Genomic DNA, 15,763 nt, shown 5'->3' with positions numbered 1-15,763 from the left:
ATTCCGGAAGCAATGTTACTGGCTGGAGGTCCGGACCTCCACTTTGCGCAGGATAATCTCGTGTCCCTCGCCACGCGAGAAGATAAAACCAGAGCGGCAGCTTTCCGTGACGCGGGGCTTTGCCTTGCCGGGAAGCGAATCCACGACAGTGATGCGTTTGCGCAGGTCGATATCGACCTCGGTGCCGGGAGCGACGTCAAATTCGCTGACACCGTGCTGAAGCAAGATGTCCTCAAATGAAGCACGCAGCGTGGCGAGCTGCTGGGGTACGTCCCCGCCATTGGACCCGGTGTAGCGGGCGACGAGGGCGTCGATGAGGTCGATGCGCTTGACGATGTCGTTCGCAAACATGACGACCGTGCTCTCTTCCGTGGTGAGGCCGCGGCGCATGACCTCGTGTTTTTCCTCCAGTTCGACGAGCTGGCCGCGCAGGCGTTTTTCAATGTCCTGCCACTGCTTGATCTGCGCCTCAGCCTGGGCGAACTCCCGCTTCATGCCTTCGAGACGGACCAGCTCGGCCTTGGTCTCATCAATCTGGCCCAGGGCGCGCTGCTGCGTGGTGCCGAGGTCGGCGATGCGTTTTTCCAGCTCTGCGATACGCTTCTTCTGCTCCAGCTCGTAGTTTTGCAGGGCGGCGGCCTGCTTCTGGACATCGGCGCTGAATTTTTTGAACTCGGCGTCCGCGGCTTCGCGATCTTTGCGCGCCTGCTCGGCACGCGCGGACTCGCGGTTCAGGGATTCCTGGGCGGCATTGAGCTTGACCTGGATGGCGAGATCCTCCTCGGAGGCTTTGCGCAGAGATTTGTTGATCTCCGTCTGGCGTGATTCCAGTCCGGCCAGCGCCTGGCCGAGGCCGAGAATCTTGCCGCCGACATTGATGTAATCCCCCAGCTCAGTCTTTTTCGCCTCAATTTTGGTGTGGAGCTCCTTGTGGGACATTTCCACGTCTGCCAGCGCCTGCTTCTGGGCCTCGACCACCTTGAGCAGGCGCTCCTCGTCGGCCTTGAGGTTTTGCACGCGGTCAAGACGCTCCCGCAATTCGCCTTCGATCGCGGCGGAGTCTTTTCTGGCGGCGTCCGATTTCGCCTTGGATTCTTTGACGCTTTTCTCTAGTTCGAGAAGCTGCGCCTCCGCTGCACGCGCCTGATCCTGCGCCGCTTTCAGACGCAGGGTCTCTTTGTCCACATCCGCCTGCGCTCTCATCACGCGCTCTTCGCGCACTTTGTGCGCCTCTTCCAGCTGGGTGATCTGCTGCTGCAGTTCCGCCAGCTTCTTGTTCTGGCCGTCCGTGGTGACGTTGAGGCGCGTGACGAACTGGGAAGCCTCCTCGCGCTCCTTCGTCACACTGACCAGCATGGCCTGGATACCAGCAAGCTCGGTGGTGAGCACGGGAATCTGTTTGCGCAGGTTCTTGTCCTCGGTTCTCGACTTTTCGGCGGCGGCATCGGCTTCGATCCGTTTCTGCTCCGCGAGCTGCTGAGCGGCCACGGCTTTGTCCGTGCGTTTTTCAGCCTCGGCCGCCCGTGCTTCGGCTGCCTTCACGGTCTTGGTCAGCTCCGCGAGCTTGGCATTCTCATTCTTCAGCGAAGCTTCGAGAGCGGCCACCTCCTTCTTCAGCCTGTCCTGATTGCGCAGCAGTTCCGCCAGCGCTTTGTCTTCAGCCTGGCGCTGCGTTTCGGTCTCTCTGAGGGTCTTGGTGGCGGCGGCGATGCGTGCCTCCACATCCGCCAGCTCGGCGAGGCGCTTTTCTGCGGCGGCGATGCGGTCCTGCACCCCTTTGAGACGCGTCTCGGCGGCGTTTGCCTCCGCGAGTTTCGCCTTCGTCTCGGCCTCGAGAGTGGCGCGCTTGTCGTTCAGAATCTTGTCGAGATTGACCGATTCAAGACGGAGGGCCTCGACGGCGGAGTCGGCCTCCTTGCGCTGTGAGATGGAATCTTTCAGCACAGCGGCTGCGGCGTCACGCTCCTTGGTGAGGGCCGCGAGCTCCGCCTTCAAATTGTCCGCTTCAGCGCGGGTCTGGGTGACATTGCCGCGAAGGTCCGGCAGCACGGCTTCCAGCTCGGCGCGTTCCCTGGTCAGGCGCTGTGTTTCGGCCAGCAGCTTGTCACGCTCCTGGGTGGCCAGGGCGATGGAGCCGTTGAGCTCCGCGCTCTGCTTGTTCACCGCAGCCAGTTCCTTCACCCGGTCGTCGAGACCAGCCGTCTGCTGCGTAAGCTCTGCCACTCGGGCTTCGGCAGCGGCGATTTCCTTCTGCCTGCCAGCCAGGCGGTCCTGCAGATTTTGATGATCCGACTCCGCGGCAGAGAGCTTCTGCTGGGTGCTGGCGTGGGTGGCGGTAAGAGTGGCGATGACGGCCTCCAGCCCGCTGATTTTTTCCACCAGCGTGAGCTGCTGCTGGGTGCTCTTCTCGGCGCTGGCGGCAGCGGAGGCGGCCTCCTTTTTCTTTTCGGTGGCCGAGGCAACTGCCTGCTCCAGGTCAGTCTTGGCCTGCGCGAGCTGCTCGGCGACTTTTTTGTGCTCCGCCTGCAGCGTCTTGAACTGCTGATCCGCGGTGCCGGCGAGGTCTTCGAGGTTTTTGGTGCGTTGCTCTGCAGCGGTGACTTTGGACTCGCGATCCTTGAGCTCGGCCTCGGTGGTGCGCACCTGCTCGCGCAGCCTGCCCATCTCCAGCGAGAGACTGGTTTTCTGCTCCTCGATGAGCTGCACCTCTTTTTCCAGAGTCTCGCGGCGCTGAGTCAGAGTCTGGGTGAGCAGGGTTTGCGCACGGCCATGTTCGGTGGCGGCGAGCAGCTCGCGGGTGCGCTCGTCACGGTCTTTTACCAAAGCGGCAACGGCGGCGGCCACTTCGGCCTTGTGAGATTCGACGGCTTTGAGCGCCTCCGTGGCATCATTGAGCCTGGAGTCCGTGGAGGCCAGATCATCCAGCTTGTTGGTGAGATCCGCCGCCTTGTCATCCAGCTCCTTGACCTGCGCCTGCACTTCGGCCAGACGAGTGCCGCTGGCTGCGATCTGCGCTTCCAGAAGAGCGTGACGCTTCTCGGCATCCAGCCGCTCCTCTTCATCGAGCTTCCGTGTAGCCTGAGCCTGGCGGTCAATGTCCGCCAGCCGGGCCAGCGCCTCCTTCTCCTGCTGGGCAAAGGCCGCCTCCGCATCCGACTTCAGGGTGTTCAGCGCGGCGATTTTTTCCTCGGCAGTGAGATGCTGCTGCTCCAGTTCGGCTAGCTGGGCACGCACCGCTTTCATGCGCTGTTCGGCGGCTCCGGCATCTGTTTCGTGCGACTGCTGCCGTCCGAGCAGGGCTGCAATGGCAGCGTCAAGCATGCCGCGCTGATCTTCCATCTGCCCCAGCTTCAGGGTCACCGCATTGAGGCGTTCCTCATTGCCGCGCAGTTCCTCCACGCGCGCCATCATGGCCTTTTCCTCACCGCTTAGCTGAGCGATCTGCGACTGCGCGTGCTGCACCTGCTCCTGGGCTTTTGCCAGAGAGGCGTTGGCGGCCTCGATCTCGTTCTGCTTCGTCTCGCGCTGGGAGTCGAGCTTTGCCAGATCCGCGCGGCGTGCATCGAGCTGTTTGTCGAGCTCCTGAACTTCCGTGCTGCGTTTGGCGCGCTGCTCGGCCTCTGCTTTCTGCGCATCCGCCTGTGCTGCGGCGAGGCGTTTCACTTCCGCATCGGCATCGCTGACCTGCTTTTGCAAACCGGCCAGTTTCTGCGCGGTGGCTGCCTCGTCCGTGCTGAGCTTGGCAAGGGAAGCGGTGCGTGCCTTGACTTCCTCGATGGTCTTTTTGAGGGATTCGTCCTGCGCCGCGAAATCGGTCTGCGCTTTGGCCAGGTCTCCCTGAACTTTGCCCAGATCGGCGCGGCGGGCGTCGAGCTGCTTGTCGAGATCCTGCAGCTCCGTGCCGCGTTTCGCACGCTGCTCGGCCTCGGACCTTTGTGCGTCCGCCTGCAAAGCGGAGAGGCGCTTCACCTCCGCATCGGCATCGGCGATCTGCTTTTGCAATCCGGCCAGTTTCTGCGAGGTGGCGGATTCGTCGGCGGTGAGTTTGGCGACAGCGGCTTCGCGTTCCCTGGCGTTCTCCGCAGTCTGCTTGAGCGCCTCCTGCTGGGCGGAAAAATCCGTGCGCGCTTTGGCGAGCTCCGCCTGGACCTTGGACAGCTCTGCCTGAGTTTGGGTGAGCTCTGCGCTCTGCGCCTGGAATTGCAGGTCGAGTTTCTGCAATTCCGCACTGCGCTTGGTGCGCTGTTCGGCTTCGGACTTATGTGCGTCCTCCTGCAGGGTGACGAGGCGCTGGACCACGGCTTCGGCACTGGTGACCTGCTGCTGGAGGTCGGCCAGTTTTTGGGTGGTGGCGGTTTCGTCCGCGCTGAGCTTTGCCATGGCGGCTTCGCGCGTGGACACCTGTGCGAGAGTCTTTTGCAGGGTATCGCCACTGCTGGCCAGATCCCCCTGAACCTTGCTCAGCTCAGCCTGAGTCTGCGTCAGCGCACTCTGTGCCTTGCCCAGATCGCTGCGGCGGGCTTCGAGCTGGCCATCAAGATCTTGCAGATCGGCGCTGCGTTTGGCGCGCTGGTCGGCCTCGGATTTTTGCGCGTCGGCGTGCAATGCCGTGAGGCGTTTCACCTCGGCATCCGCAGTGGCGGACTGCTGCTGCAGGGAGGCAAGCTTTTGGGCCGCTGCCGCCTCGTCGGCCATCAGTCTGGCCAGAGCCGCCTCGTGTGCCTTGGTCTGCTCCGAGGTCTGGGTCAAAGAGGCCTGGCGGGCGGCGAGATCCGCCTGCACCTGGGCCAGCGCCGCCTGGGATTGGGACAGCTCGGCCGTTTTGGAAGCAAGCTGGGCATCAAGCGCCTTGAGTTCCCCGCCGCGCTTGGATTTGAGATCGGATTCGGATTTCTCGGCCTCACCCAGCTGCTTCGTGATTTCCTTGAGCCTTGCCTCAGCGGTGGCGAGCTGGCTCTGCAGCGGGCCGAGTTTCTCGTGTGCGGCTGCGAGTTCCGCCGCCGCTTTGGCTGCGGCGGTCTCCTTTGCCGCGACCTCCGCATGCGAATTTGCAAGGGAGGCGCCGATGAGATCCAGCGTGGTGCGCCTGGCGGTGATATCGCCCTCCAGGCTCTGCAATTCGGCGCTGCGCTGCGCTTTCAGCTCCTCTTCTGATTTTTGAGCCGTGGCCAGGAGCTGATTGATCGCCGCCACTTTCTCCCGCGCTGCGGACTCTTCAGCCGTGAGTTTGGCGATCGCCGCCTCGCGCGTTTTGCGCTGCTGCTCGGCCTCTGAGTGGAGGGTCGTCAGCCCCTTCTGCGCTGTTGCCAGGTCTGCCTCGGCCTTGGCGGCAAGGGTGCGGGTGGTTTCGAGCCTGCTCTCGAGATTGCTCAGATCGCGGCGTTTGGCCTCGAGCTTGGCAGCATCCGCCCTTGCGTTCTCCACTTCGGCACGGGCGTTTTGCACCTGGCCGCGGAGTTTTTCGAGTTCGCTTTTGAATCCGGTGATCTCGGACTGGGTCTGGCTGAGTTCCTTGCGGCGGGCCTCGAGGGTGCCGTCCAAAGAGCGGATCTCCTCCTGCTGCTGGCGAAGCTTTGCGGTGTCGTTCCGCTGCTCCGCCGGTGGTTTGGCGGAAGAAGGAGGCGCGGTTGTCGGAACAGCGGTTGGCTTTGGAATGAGTGAAACAGGCGGGGTGGTTCCGCCCGGCTGCCGCGGCACATCGCCAGAAGAGCGCTGCACGACAGGCTTGGTCACTTCGATCTTGCCGGTTTCAGGACTGGACTTCTGCAGTTCCGCCTTGTCGCGGGCAGGAATGCTCTCGGTGTCGCCTTTTTTGCCATCCTCACGGCTGGGCTGCCCCTTGGGAGCGGACACGGACTTGGACCCGCCGTCTGCCGCGAGTCCCTTGGGCGCACGCTCGCGGAAGCGGCTTTCCAGCTGGCCGAACATGATGCGGTCCCCGCCTTTGACCCGGGCGCGCTCGACGCGCTTGCCATTGACGAAGGTGCCGTTGGACGACTTCAGATCGACGATCTCATAGCCGCCGTCCGACTGGCGGAGGAACTCTGCGTGGAAGCTGGAGATAAAGGTATTGTCGATGACAATATCATTGCTGGCCTCACGCCCGATGGACAGACGCTCTTCGAGGATGTCGAAGACGAACTCATTTCCATCATTAAGGTTGAAGGCCAGATATGGCATGCCGGACGCGCAAAAAGGACTGAAGGGTCGGGAGAATAAGGGTGGAAAATCAGTGAATCAAACTTAATGAAATCCGTCGATGGGGAAGATGGGAAAAGAACCTATTGTTACAAAAACCACTGCGATAGGACAGCATCATTTAAGATTTCTAAAATATGAAGATCTTGCGATTCATCAAATTTTTCGGTTTCCAAGCGCTGATTTTGAGCGGTTTGAACGGCTGTGCGGCTGGTCCGGTGCCCGTAAGTGGAGCCCAAACCCAGCTTTCCCCCGCCCAAATGGACCGGGTGGGCAGGCGGATCTGGCAAAATGAGTGCGGTGGCACCGTGGCCGGACTGACGAGCTGGAACAGCGGCGAGGATTTTGCTTCCTTAGGCATCGGACACTTCATTTGGTATCCACAGGGACGCAGCGGTCCGTTTGCGGAAAGCTTCCCACCGCTGCTGGCCTTCCTGAATGCGCGTGGAATCGCCACTCCCGCATGGGCTCGGGGGGCCTGCCCCTGGCCAACGAAGGCCGCCTTTGAGGCGGACAAAAATGGCGAGCGGCAGCAGGAGCTGCGGGCCCTGCTGGGCCGCACGGTGCGGCAGCAGACGGAGTTCATCATAGCGCGGATGGAGGCGGCGCTGCCGAAGATGCTGGCGCAGTCGCGGAATCCTACCAATGTGCAATGGTCCTTTGAGGGGCTGAAACAGACGCCCGAAGGCTGTTTCTGCCTGATCGACTACGTGAACTTCAAAGGGGAAGGCACCAGTTCAAAGGAACGCCACCAAGGCCAGGGCTGGGGACTTCTCCAAGTGCTGGAAGACATGCCGAGGGAAAAAACCGTGTGGCAGATGCCGGGAGCCTTTGCCGAAGCTGCGAAGCGTGTGCTGAGCCGCCGGGTGGCCAATGCCCCGCCGGAGCGCAAGGAGCAGCGCTGGCTGGCCGGCTGGCACAACCGCTGCGATGGCTACAAGAGAGCGCTGTGACGGCGGCCAGAGCGGAGAAAGTTTACTGGTCTTCCTTCCGCTCGATCTTGATCTTCGGCATGCTGCCAAAAAGCTTGTCGATCGTGTCAGAGAAGATGTTTCCGTCCATTTCCTTCGAGTGGCGCAGGGCCAGGCCGGCGACGAAGGCGAAAACGAACAGGCCCGTGACGATGATGCCGGTCATGCAGCCGCTCTCCGTGGTGTCCGGATAGCTGCCGGCGGCGGGCTTGCCGTAGGCACGGCGCACCGGGCTCAGTCCGCTCCTGGCTTTGACACCTGGCAAAGGTGGCTCGTCATTGACGTTGGGCGCGGGGGCAGGAAGAGGCTTGGCGAAACGGGGGCCGGCCATGGGCTTCTCCTCTAGCACGGCGGGGGCATCTCCGGCATAAAAGACCGCCTGCACATCCCCGAAACCGACGCGGTCGCCGTCTTTGAGCAGCGCCTCCTCGATTTCCGCGCCATTGACGCGGGTGCCATTGCTGGAGCCGAGGTCCTGGACGAAGACGCCTTTTTCCGTTTCTTTGATGATGGCGTGTCTGCCGGAGGAGGAAGGACACGTGAGCACTACATTGCTATCAGGATGTCTCCCGATGGTGGTGACGTCACTTTCGATTTTGTGAACGAGCGTAGTGCCGTCCTCCATGTAAAAAACTACAGAGGCCATGAATGCTGTGGATAAAAGGGGGTGAATGTTCGTAAAACCTTGATCAGGCACGAACAGCCGAACAGAAACTTGGGATTTTCCTGATGCAACGGCTATGTTCGCGTGTGAGAGTGAATTTATCCGCCTACCGTGTCATGCGCAAACCCGTCCTCCCCATCCCTTACGTTTGCACCGCCCTCTGCACCCTGCTGCTGCTGCTGAACCCCTTGGTCCGGCTGCATGCCGGCGAGCAGGAGGATGCTGAAAAAGCCGCCAGCGCCCTGGCCTATGACCAGGAGGCGGAAGGCTACAACATCCGGGCGGAGGTGGTGACGAAAACCCTCGAAGCTAAGCTCGGCAAGGCCACGCGCATGCAGCTATACAAAGGCAACGAATACTGCTTCTGCGTGGCGGTGCCGAAGGGATCCGGCGTGCACATCACCGGCGCGGTGCTGGACCTCGAAGGCAAGCCGGCGGGAGAAATCCTTCCGGTGCTGGACGGCTGGGGCTTTGTGCTCTTCTACAAACCGAAGAAAACGGGGATGTACATGATCGCCATCCATCAGACGGACCAGGGCAAGCGCAAGGAAGTGCCCGTCTCGATGGCGACCGGCTACAAATGATCAGCCGACTTTGAAACTGCCGTCCGGCAGCTTTTTAAAAGTGTGCAATGCCCCGCCCTCCGCCGAGTGATGGGTGAAGGTGAGAGCGTCCGCGGTGATCTGCAGATGGGTGAAGCCGTGGACGTCTTTGCCAAACGGAACTTCATGCTTGCCGTCCAGCTTGCGCGTTTTCGCGCCACCTCCGCCTGACAGCAGGTGGGAGGTGAAGAGGCCCTTCATTTCCAGATGCTGCAGATCGTGATCATGACCGCAGAGATAGGCGTGAACCTGGTGCTTCTGAAACAGCGGCTCCCACTGCGCGATGAGCTGCCTGGTATCGCCATGATCGCCGTTCGAATACAGCGGGTGATGACCGACCACGATGGTGAAAGGAGCACGTGGCTTTGCCAGCTCCGCCTCCAGCCATGCCAGCTGTTCTTTTTCTTCCGCTTCCGTCAGGGAGCTCCGCGGCTTCTTGGTTTTCTTGTCCACGCCGCCGGAGATGGCGGGGAAATTCGTGTCCAGGCAGATGAACGTCGCCATGGGTGTGCCCACGGGTCCAAGATCAAAGCGGTACCACTTGGAGGGCATCTTCCAGCGCACCCCGGGCTGGGCCGCGTAGGCCAGCTGCACTTTCTCGCCGCCGGCGTTGTCATGGTAGTCATGATTTCCCAGCACCGACCACATGGGTCCGGGGAAAACACTCGCCGGATACATCGACTCGATGTCCTTCTGCCAACGCGGGGAGTCCACCTTGAATCCTTCTTTGACGCCGCCGTAGAAATTATCTCCGAGCAGCAGCAGACACTCCGGTTTCATGCCGTTGTCTTTGACGAACTTCTGCATGGCTGCCGCGACCCTGGCCTGGTCCGCGCCGCCGGTGCCAAAGTCACCGATCATGAGCAGGTGCAGCGCCTCTTTGGCGACTTCGGCCGCTGCGTGGTCCGGTCGCAGGTTCAAAGCGAGAGCTGCAGAGGAGCAAAACAGGGTCTGGATGGCGCGGCGGCGGGAGAGCAGGGAGGGATTCATCGTGCTGGCTGAAACGCCAGGCCTCTGCACTTTCTCTCACCCATGCGTTTTGCCCTTTTGCTTCTGCTACTGAGCAGCTGCTCTCGTGACGATGAGCCCGCCACGCTCGGGGGGCGCACCATGGGCACGACCTGGAGTCTGCGGGCAGATGCGGAAGTGCCTATGATTCGACCGGACGAACTGCAGCAGCGCCTCGACACCTGGGAGGCCATGCTGAGCCACTGGCGGGCAGATTCCGCCATTTCACGCTTCAATGCCTCCGGCAGCACGGACTGGTTTGATGTGCCTGCTGAAGTCGTGGAGGTCGTGGATTTGGCGCAACGCATCGGTGCAGACACCGATCATGCGCTCGACATCACGCTCGCTCCGCTGATCGACCTGTGGGGCTTCGGCGCCGCAGGCCGACGCGACACGCCTCCAAACGATGCCGAGATCGCGCAGGCCCGGGCGCAGTGCGGCTGGCAGCACCTGCACACGCGCCATGATCCCCCTGCCCTGCGCAAAGACATTCCTGCACTGCGGATCAACGTCAGCGCGGTCACGGAAGGCTGGGCTTTGGACCGGCTGGCGAAACATCTGGAAGCCCAGGGCGTGAACCGCTTTCTGCTGGAGATCGGCGGCGAGGTGCTGGCGCGGGGTGAGTGGCGTGTGGGAGTGCAGACACCCTCCGCGCCGCCGGGGGAGGCAGCTCAGACGCTGCTGCTCAAAGACCAGGCCATCGCCACCAGTGGGGTGTATCGCCAGAGCTTCACCGCAGCTGGAAGGGAATATGCCCACATCCTGGATCCGCGCACAGGGCATCCCATCGAGCATCGCCTAGCTTCCGTCAGCGTGGTGCACTCCAGCGCCGCTCAGGCGGACGGCATTGCCACGGCGCTGCTGGTGCTGGGTCCGGGAGAAGGGCGCAGACTTGCCGAAAAGCACGGCCTGCGCGTCGTGTGGTTTGAGCGGGGAAAATGAACGGTTTTTGAAAAACCCCGTTGCCCTATGGGTTGCGCTCTCTGCTATCCTCTCCTCCCGCATGTTTCACTTTGCTGAAGATCACGAAGAAGGAATGACAGGCCGCATTTCGCGGCCGCCGCTGGCGCCGCGCATGCACCATGCCTTCTCGCATGAGGGAAAGATGGCGTCGTCTCCACAGTTTGAATACCGCCCGCAGCAGCAGCGCATGGCGGAGCTGGTGGGTGCGGCGCTGGACGGCAACCACGCCTTTGTGTGCGAGGCCGCGACGGGAGTCGGCAAGTCGCTTGCCTACCTCGTTCCCGCCGTCACGTTTGCTCTGGAGCAGAAGCGCAAGGCCATCATTTGCACGCACACGATCAACCTGCAGGAGCAGCTGATCTCAAAAGACATCCCCATCGTCAAACAACTGGTGGGCGACTTTCATGCCGAGATTCTCAAAGGCCGGAGCAACTACATCTGCCCCACCCGCCTCAAGCGTGCGCTCAATGAATCGGCCGATCTGTTCTCTTCGTCTGAAGCGGGTGAACTGAAAATGCTGCTCGACTGGGTGGCTGAAACGGAAGACGGCACTTTGAGCGATCTGGACTTCACGCCCAGCGCGCGCGTGTGGTCTCTGGTGTGCAGCGAGCCGCATGCCTGCACACCGCGCCGCTGCCCGCCCGGCAGCCGCTGCTGGTACCAGGACGTGCGCCGCCGCATGGAACAGGCGGATGTGGTGGTGCTGAACCACACTCTCTTCTTCACGCTGCTGGCCTCCGCGGATGAAACCACCGCCGAGGACTGCAACTTCCTCTTTCCACGCGACTTCGTCATTCTCGACGAGGCGCACACCATTGAAAATGTGGCCGCGAAAGCCTTTGGGCTGCATATCAGCGAATCGAACATCAAGTTTGAACTGGGCCGCCTGCACAATCCGAGGAGCCGCAAAGGCTTTTTCCAGCTCGTGGGTGACAAGGATGGCGTGCGTGAAGTTCTGCAGACTTTGGACCACGTGGAGAACTTCTTCCGCGATGCGGAAGCCGCGTGCAAATTCAACGCGCTGGGGCGCGAATTCCGCGTGCGTGAAGCGGGGCTGATCGAAGACACGCTGAGCCTGCCGCTGCAACGACTCGCTCTGCGCGCGCAGAAAGCGGGAGATGCCGTGGACCGGGAGGGCACCAAGCTGGAACTGCTGGATCTCTCCAAACGGCTCACCAACATCCGCGTTGGCATCAAGGCTTTCCTCGACCAGGAGAACGAAGATCACGTGCACTGGGTGGAGCGCACCAACACGGACAACCGCATCGTCTCTTTTCACACCGCGCCTGTGGATGTGGCGCCGCGTTTAAGGCAGATCTTTTTCGCCAGTCACAAGGCCTGCGTTTTCACCAGCGCCACGCTGGGCATCGGCGCCGACGAACAGCTGAACTACTTCCGCAACCGCGTGGGTGCGGAAGACGCGCGTGCCGCGTGCATCGAAAGTCCCTTTGATTTCAAAAGGCAGATGAAGCTCTATCTGCTGAAGAAGATGCCGCAGCCGAGCGAGCCGGGCTACCTTGACAAGCTGGAGCACTGGATCACCCATTTCATCGATCTGAGCATCGGCCGCGCCTTCATCCTCTTCACCAGCTACAGCCAGATGACCTCGCTGGCGGACAAGCTCGAAGAGCACTGTGAGAATTCAAAAACGACACCCACAGCGTCCTCTGCGGAACGGACAGCTTCTGGACCGGTGTGGATGTGCCCGGCGAAGCGCTGAGCAATGTCATCATCACCCGCCTGCCGTTTGCGGTGCCCGATCATCCGCTGACGGCGTCGCGCATCGAGCACCTCGAAGCACAGGGTCTCAATCCCTTCACCGAATACAGCGTGCCCGAGGCCATTCTCAAACTGCGCCAGGGCGTGGGCCGCCTCATCCGCACCGCGACGGACAAAGGCATCTGCGCCATTCTTGACAACCGCATCCTCACCAAGCCCTACGGCCGCGCCTTTCTCGCCTCCCTGCCGGAGTGCCCGACAGAGATCATGCAGTGAGTTTGAATTCGCCTCGTTCTCGATCAAACGCCCCGCGTTTCCTCCCTTTCCGACTATGGAGAAAGAGCACGCGCAAGACCACACCCCACCCTCGATACTGCAAACACAAACCTAACGGATGTTTGCCATTGATCGCGTCACTCCACACCGGAAAATGCCCGCTATCATGTGGACCCCAGCCAGGATTGAATCACGAAGCACGACGCTCGATCTGAGCGCCTCGGACCAGGGACTGCGCAAAGTGCGGCAAGTGCTGTGTGATGGCGTCGTGGTCTGCAATGCCGTGGATGCCATCGACTGGGCGGACCTGCCGGTGCAATGGGAGCTGTGTGAAGCCTGCCTCTGCCCCGGCTGCGTCCCTGGTGGACGCGTGGCGCTGCGACGCACAGACTCCCACGTCCTCATCCTGCCCGACTTTACTGCCATGAGTCAAAGCGACTGGGCTCTCATAGAGCATGCGCCCCCGGGCTGGATGGCCAGTCAGGGCGCGCTTTCCTTTTCTCAAGCGGACTGGAAGACATTTCGCACGGCCTGCGACGGAGCGCCCTATCTGGACGACATTGCTCCCGCATCCACCGCCGAGCTGCTGCGCCTCTATCACTTCCAGGCCCCGCGCGCATTCCTGCCCGACTGCCTCTCGCCCACTCTCGCACGCTGGGAGCTGATTTTATGCACCAACGGACACGACTCTGCAGCTGACCTCGTACATTTGAAGCGGTTGTTTTCCGATCCGTCCGCATTTGACGGGCATGACTTCTGCCTGCCCGCACTAGAGAGCCACACCGTTTCCGCTTTTCTGGACGTGCTGTCTATTGAGGAGTGGCCCCTCTTCAGTTCCGAGCCCGAACCCGCCATCCGCCTCTCCGACGAGATCCACTTCCGCCTCCGGACATGACTATTCGCCCGGTCTGCATGGTAGAATCCGAAAAACCGCTCTCGCCCTCCTCATGCTCTTCCTCCCCTTTCCGATGAATTTAATTCCGGAAGAAAAAGAAGCGAGCCCTCATCACGGAAACAGCCCCCGCATCTGCTTCGCTTCATGCACGCGCTGGATGCCGAGGCTGAGCGCGGCGAAGCGCATGCTGACACCGCGTTTCTTGCTGAAGTTCAGCGCCTGGACGAATGCCGTCTCGAGAATGCGGTAGAGCTTGCTCATCACTTCGCCTTCATCCCAGAAGAAGCTTTGCAGATCCTGCACCCACTCGAAGTAGGAGACGATCACGCCGCCGGCGTTGCAGAGGATGTCCGGGATCACGAAGATTTCGGGACGTTGGGCGATGATGGCATCTGCCTCGGGCGTGGTCGGGCCGTTGGCACCCTCCGCGAGAATGCGGCACTGTATTTTCGCGGCATTGTCCCCGGTGATTTGGCGTTCCATGGCGGCTGGAACCAGCACATCGCAGGGAGTCGTCAGCAGTTGCTCATTGGTGATGGCATCCGCACCGTCGAAGCCGACAATGCTGCGCGTTTTGGCCACGTGCTCGTCGAGCTTCGCCAGATCAATGCCGTTCGCATTGTACAAGCCGCCGAACGCATCGCTAACCGCTATAACCTTCAGCCCCATGCGGGAGAGCGAGGCCGCAGCCACACCACCCACATTGCCGTAGCCCTGCACCACGGCCGTGGCGCCCTGGGCATTGATGCCCTGGGTGTCCATGGCGCGGGAAATCAGATAGGCGACTCCGCGGCCGGTGGATTCCTTGCGCCCGAGAGAGCCGCCCAGGCTCACCGGCTTGCCCGTCACCACTGCGGGGACGCAGTGACCGGTCTGCAGCGAATAGGTGTCCATCATCCAGGCCATGGTCTGCTCATTGGTGCCCATGTCCGGCGCGGGAATGTCGATCTGCGGGCCGATGAAGGGGATGAGCTCCTGCGTGTAGCGGCGCGTCACGCGCTCCAGTTCATTGGTGGAAAGCGAGCGCGGATCGCAGGTGACGCCGCCTTTGGCGCCGCCGTAGGGCAGGCCGGTCAGGGCGCACTTCCAGCTCATCCACATGGCCAGCGCACCCACTTCTCCGAGCGTCACATCCGGGTGAAAGCGCACGCCGCCCTTGGTGGGCCCGAGCGTGAGATGGTGCTGCACGCGGTAGCCCATGAATACCGTGGTGCTGCCATCGTCCCGTCGCACGGGCATGGCCACAGTCACAGCACGTTTGGGCATCTTCAGGCGGTCACGGGAGCTTTCGGGTATTTCCAAGAAGTCAGCCACCAGATCGAACTGCTGGCAGGCCATGCGAAAAATCGGCGTGTCATAAACTTGCGGAATCATGTTGCTCATGGTGCTTATCATTACGCGCTGCGGTCCTTTTTTGCCACGCACAATATTGGTGTCTTGACAGTGCGGGCCGTCTCCGAACTAAATCGCCTGCATGCCCGCTGTCCAAATGCCCACCAGCCTCCGCCGTCTCTTCGATGAGATCGGCACTGTCGATTCCGTCGGGATCGAGGAGCGCGTGGCCAAGTTCACCACCCGCAGCCTCAAGAAAAAATCAAAGGTCTTCGGCCTCCGTCTCGCCGTTTCGATGGTGGACCTCACCACGCTGGAAGGCAAAGACACACCTGGGAAAGTTGCATCACTCTGCCAGAAAGCGCTGCGCCCGCATGACGTGGGCGACATTCCGCCGACTGCCGCGGTGTGCGTTTACCCCTCCATGGTGAAGCACGCGAAGAAGCACGTCGGCGGCACAGCGGTGAAAATCGCCTCCGTGGCCACCGCCTTCCCGAGCGGACAGGCACCGCTGAAAACACGCCTTGCCGAAGCCCGCAGCGCTGTGAACGACGGTGCCGATGAGATCGACATGGTGATCAACCGTGGTGCTTTTCTCAGCGGAGAATTTGGACGCATGCAGGACGAGATCGCAGCCGTGGTGGAGGCTTGCGGCCAGGCCACGCTCAAGGTCATCCTCGAAGTCAGCGAACTCGAAACCTATGACAACATCCGCGCCGCCAGCTTCCTGGCCATGCGCGTGATCCGCCCCGGCGACTTCATCAAGACCAGCACCGGCAAGACTTCCTCCAATGCCACGCTGGGGAACAACCAAGTGATGCTGGAGGCTATCCGCGATCACTTTCTCGCCACCGGAATCCCCATCGCCATGAAGCCCGCCGGCGGCATTCGCACCGCCAAGCAGGCCCTTCATTTCCTCATCGCCGTTAAAGAAACCCTAGGCGACGAATGGCTCACCAACCGCCGCTACCGCTTTGGTGCCTCCGCGTTGCTGAACGATCTGGTGCGCCAGCTCGAAAAAGAACGCACCGGCGTTTACCAAGCACCATGGAATTTCAGCGAAGCCACGGAAGGATATTAAATCTTCATGCCCAAGACATCTTCCACAACCAACCCCGCGCGTGAACTCGTCTTT

General features: G+C 61.5%; 11 protein-coding genes. 7 read left to right on the top strand and 4 right to left on the bottom strand.

All coding sequences use genetic code 11. The annotated features are described in order from the left end of the window. Nucleotides 1–15: 15 nt before the first annotated feature. Complete coding sequence (locus tag ACILSR_RS07150; protein ID WP_395749054.1) at nt 16–6,180, bottom strand: FHA domain-containing protein; 6,165 nt, start codon at nt 6,178–6,180, stop codon at nt 16–18. 155 nt (nt 6,181–6,335) lie between these two features. Here ACILSR_RS07150 and ACILSR_RS07145 point away from each other — a divergent pair, with 155 nt between their 5' ends. Next, a complete protein-coding gene (locus ACILSR_RS07145) occupies nt 6,336–7,151 on the top strand; it encodes a hypothetical protein (protein ID WP_395749053.1) in 816 nt (271 codons plus the stop codon). Between the two features lie 22 nt (nt 7,152–7,173). On the opposite strand, the gene ACILSR_RS07140 is transcribed toward ACILSR_RS07145, so the two are convergent. Beyond that, on the bottom strand, nt 7,174–7,815 hold the full coding sequence (locus ACILSR_RS07140; protein WP_395749052.1) for an FHA domain-containing protein: 642 nt from the start codon (nt 7,813–7,815) through the stop codon (nt 7,174–7,176). Between the two features lie 134 nt (nt 7,816–7,949). Between ACILSR_RS07140 and ACILSR_RS07135 the strand changes: the two genes are divergently transcribed. Then, nucleotides 7,950–8,417: a hypothetical protein gene (locus tag ACILSR_RS07135; RefSeq protein ID WP_395749051.1), complete on the top strand. Its 468-nt coding sequence runs from the start codon at nt 7,950–7,952 to the stop codon at nt 8,415–8,417. Here ACILSR_RS07135 and ACILSR_RS07130 read toward each other — a convergent pair whose 3' ends face one another. Next, a complete protein-coding gene (locus ACILSR_RS07130) occupies nt 8,418–9,425 on the bottom strand; it encodes a metallophosphoesterase (protein WP_395749050.1) in 1,008 nt (335 codons plus the stop codon). A 42-nt stretch (nt 9,426–9,467) separates the two neighbouring features. On the opposite strand from ACILSR_RS07130, the gene ACILSR_RS07125 reads away from it, so the two are divergent. The 4 genes from ACILSR_RS07125 to ACILSR_RS07110 all read left to right on the top strand — a co-directional run bounded on the left by ACILSR_RS07125 (nt 9,468) and on the right by ACILSR_RS07110 (nt 13,296). Further along, nucleotides 9,468–10,385, top strand: a complete 918-nt coding sequence (locus ACILSR_RS07125; RefSeq protein ID WP_395749049.1) for an FAD:protein FMN transferase — start codon at nt 9,468–9,470, stop codon at nt 10,383–10,385. Between the two features lie 61 nt (nt 10,386–10,446). After that, nucleotides 10,447–12,126, top strand: coding sequence for an ATP-dependent DNA helicase (locus ACILSR_RS07120; RefSeq protein ID WP_395749048.1), 1,680 nt, complete (start codon nt 10,447–10,449; stop codon nt 12,124–12,126). Further along, a complete protein-coding gene (locus ACILSR_RS07115) occupies nt 12,102–12,401 on the top strand; it encodes a helicase C-terminal domain-containing protein (RefSeq protein ID WP_395749047.1) in 300 nt (99 codons plus the stop codon). The genes ACILSR_RS07120 and ACILSR_RS07115 overlap by 25 nt, the downstream gene beginning before the upstream one ends. A gap of 166 nt (nt 12,402–12,567) precedes the next feature. Beyond that, the gene (locus ACILSR_RS07110) at nt 12,568–13,296 is read left to right on the top strand and encodes a hypothetical protein (RefSeq protein WP_395749046.1); all 729 of its coding nucleotides are present in this window, start codon (nt 12,568–12,570) and stop codon (nt 13,294–13,296) included. Nucleotides 13,297–13,407: 111 nt separating this feature from the next. Here ACILSR_RS07110 and ACILSR_RS07105 read toward each other — a convergent pair whose 3' ends face one another. Then, the gene (locus tag ACILSR_RS07105; RefSeq protein WP_395749346.1) at nt 13,408–14,670 is read right to left on the bottom strand and encodes a Glu/Leu/Phe/Val dehydrogenase; all 1,263 of its coding nucleotides are present in this window, start codon (nt 14,668–14,670) and stop codon (nt 13,408–13,410) included. 100 nt (nt 14,671–14,770) lie between these two features. Between ACILSR_RS07105 and deoC the strand changes: the two genes are divergently transcribed. Continuing rightward, the gene (gene deoC / locus ACILSR_RS07100) at nt 14,771–15,709 is read left to right on the top strand and encodes a deoxyribose-phosphate aldolase (RefSeq protein WP_395749045.1); all 939 of its coding nucleotides are present in this window, start codon (nt 14,771–14,773) and stop codon (nt 15,707–15,709) included. Nucleotides 15,710–15,763: the final 54 nt, after the last annotated feature.

This window comes from Prosthecobacter sp., from assembly GCF_044222565.1.
Taxonomy (GTDB): Bacteria; Verrucomicrobiota; Verrucomicrobiia; order Verrucomicrobiales; family Verrucomicrobiaceae; genus Prosthecobacter.
Note: the sequence above shows the minus strand (reverse complement) of the source record. Positions and strands in the feature narration are given on the sequence as shown.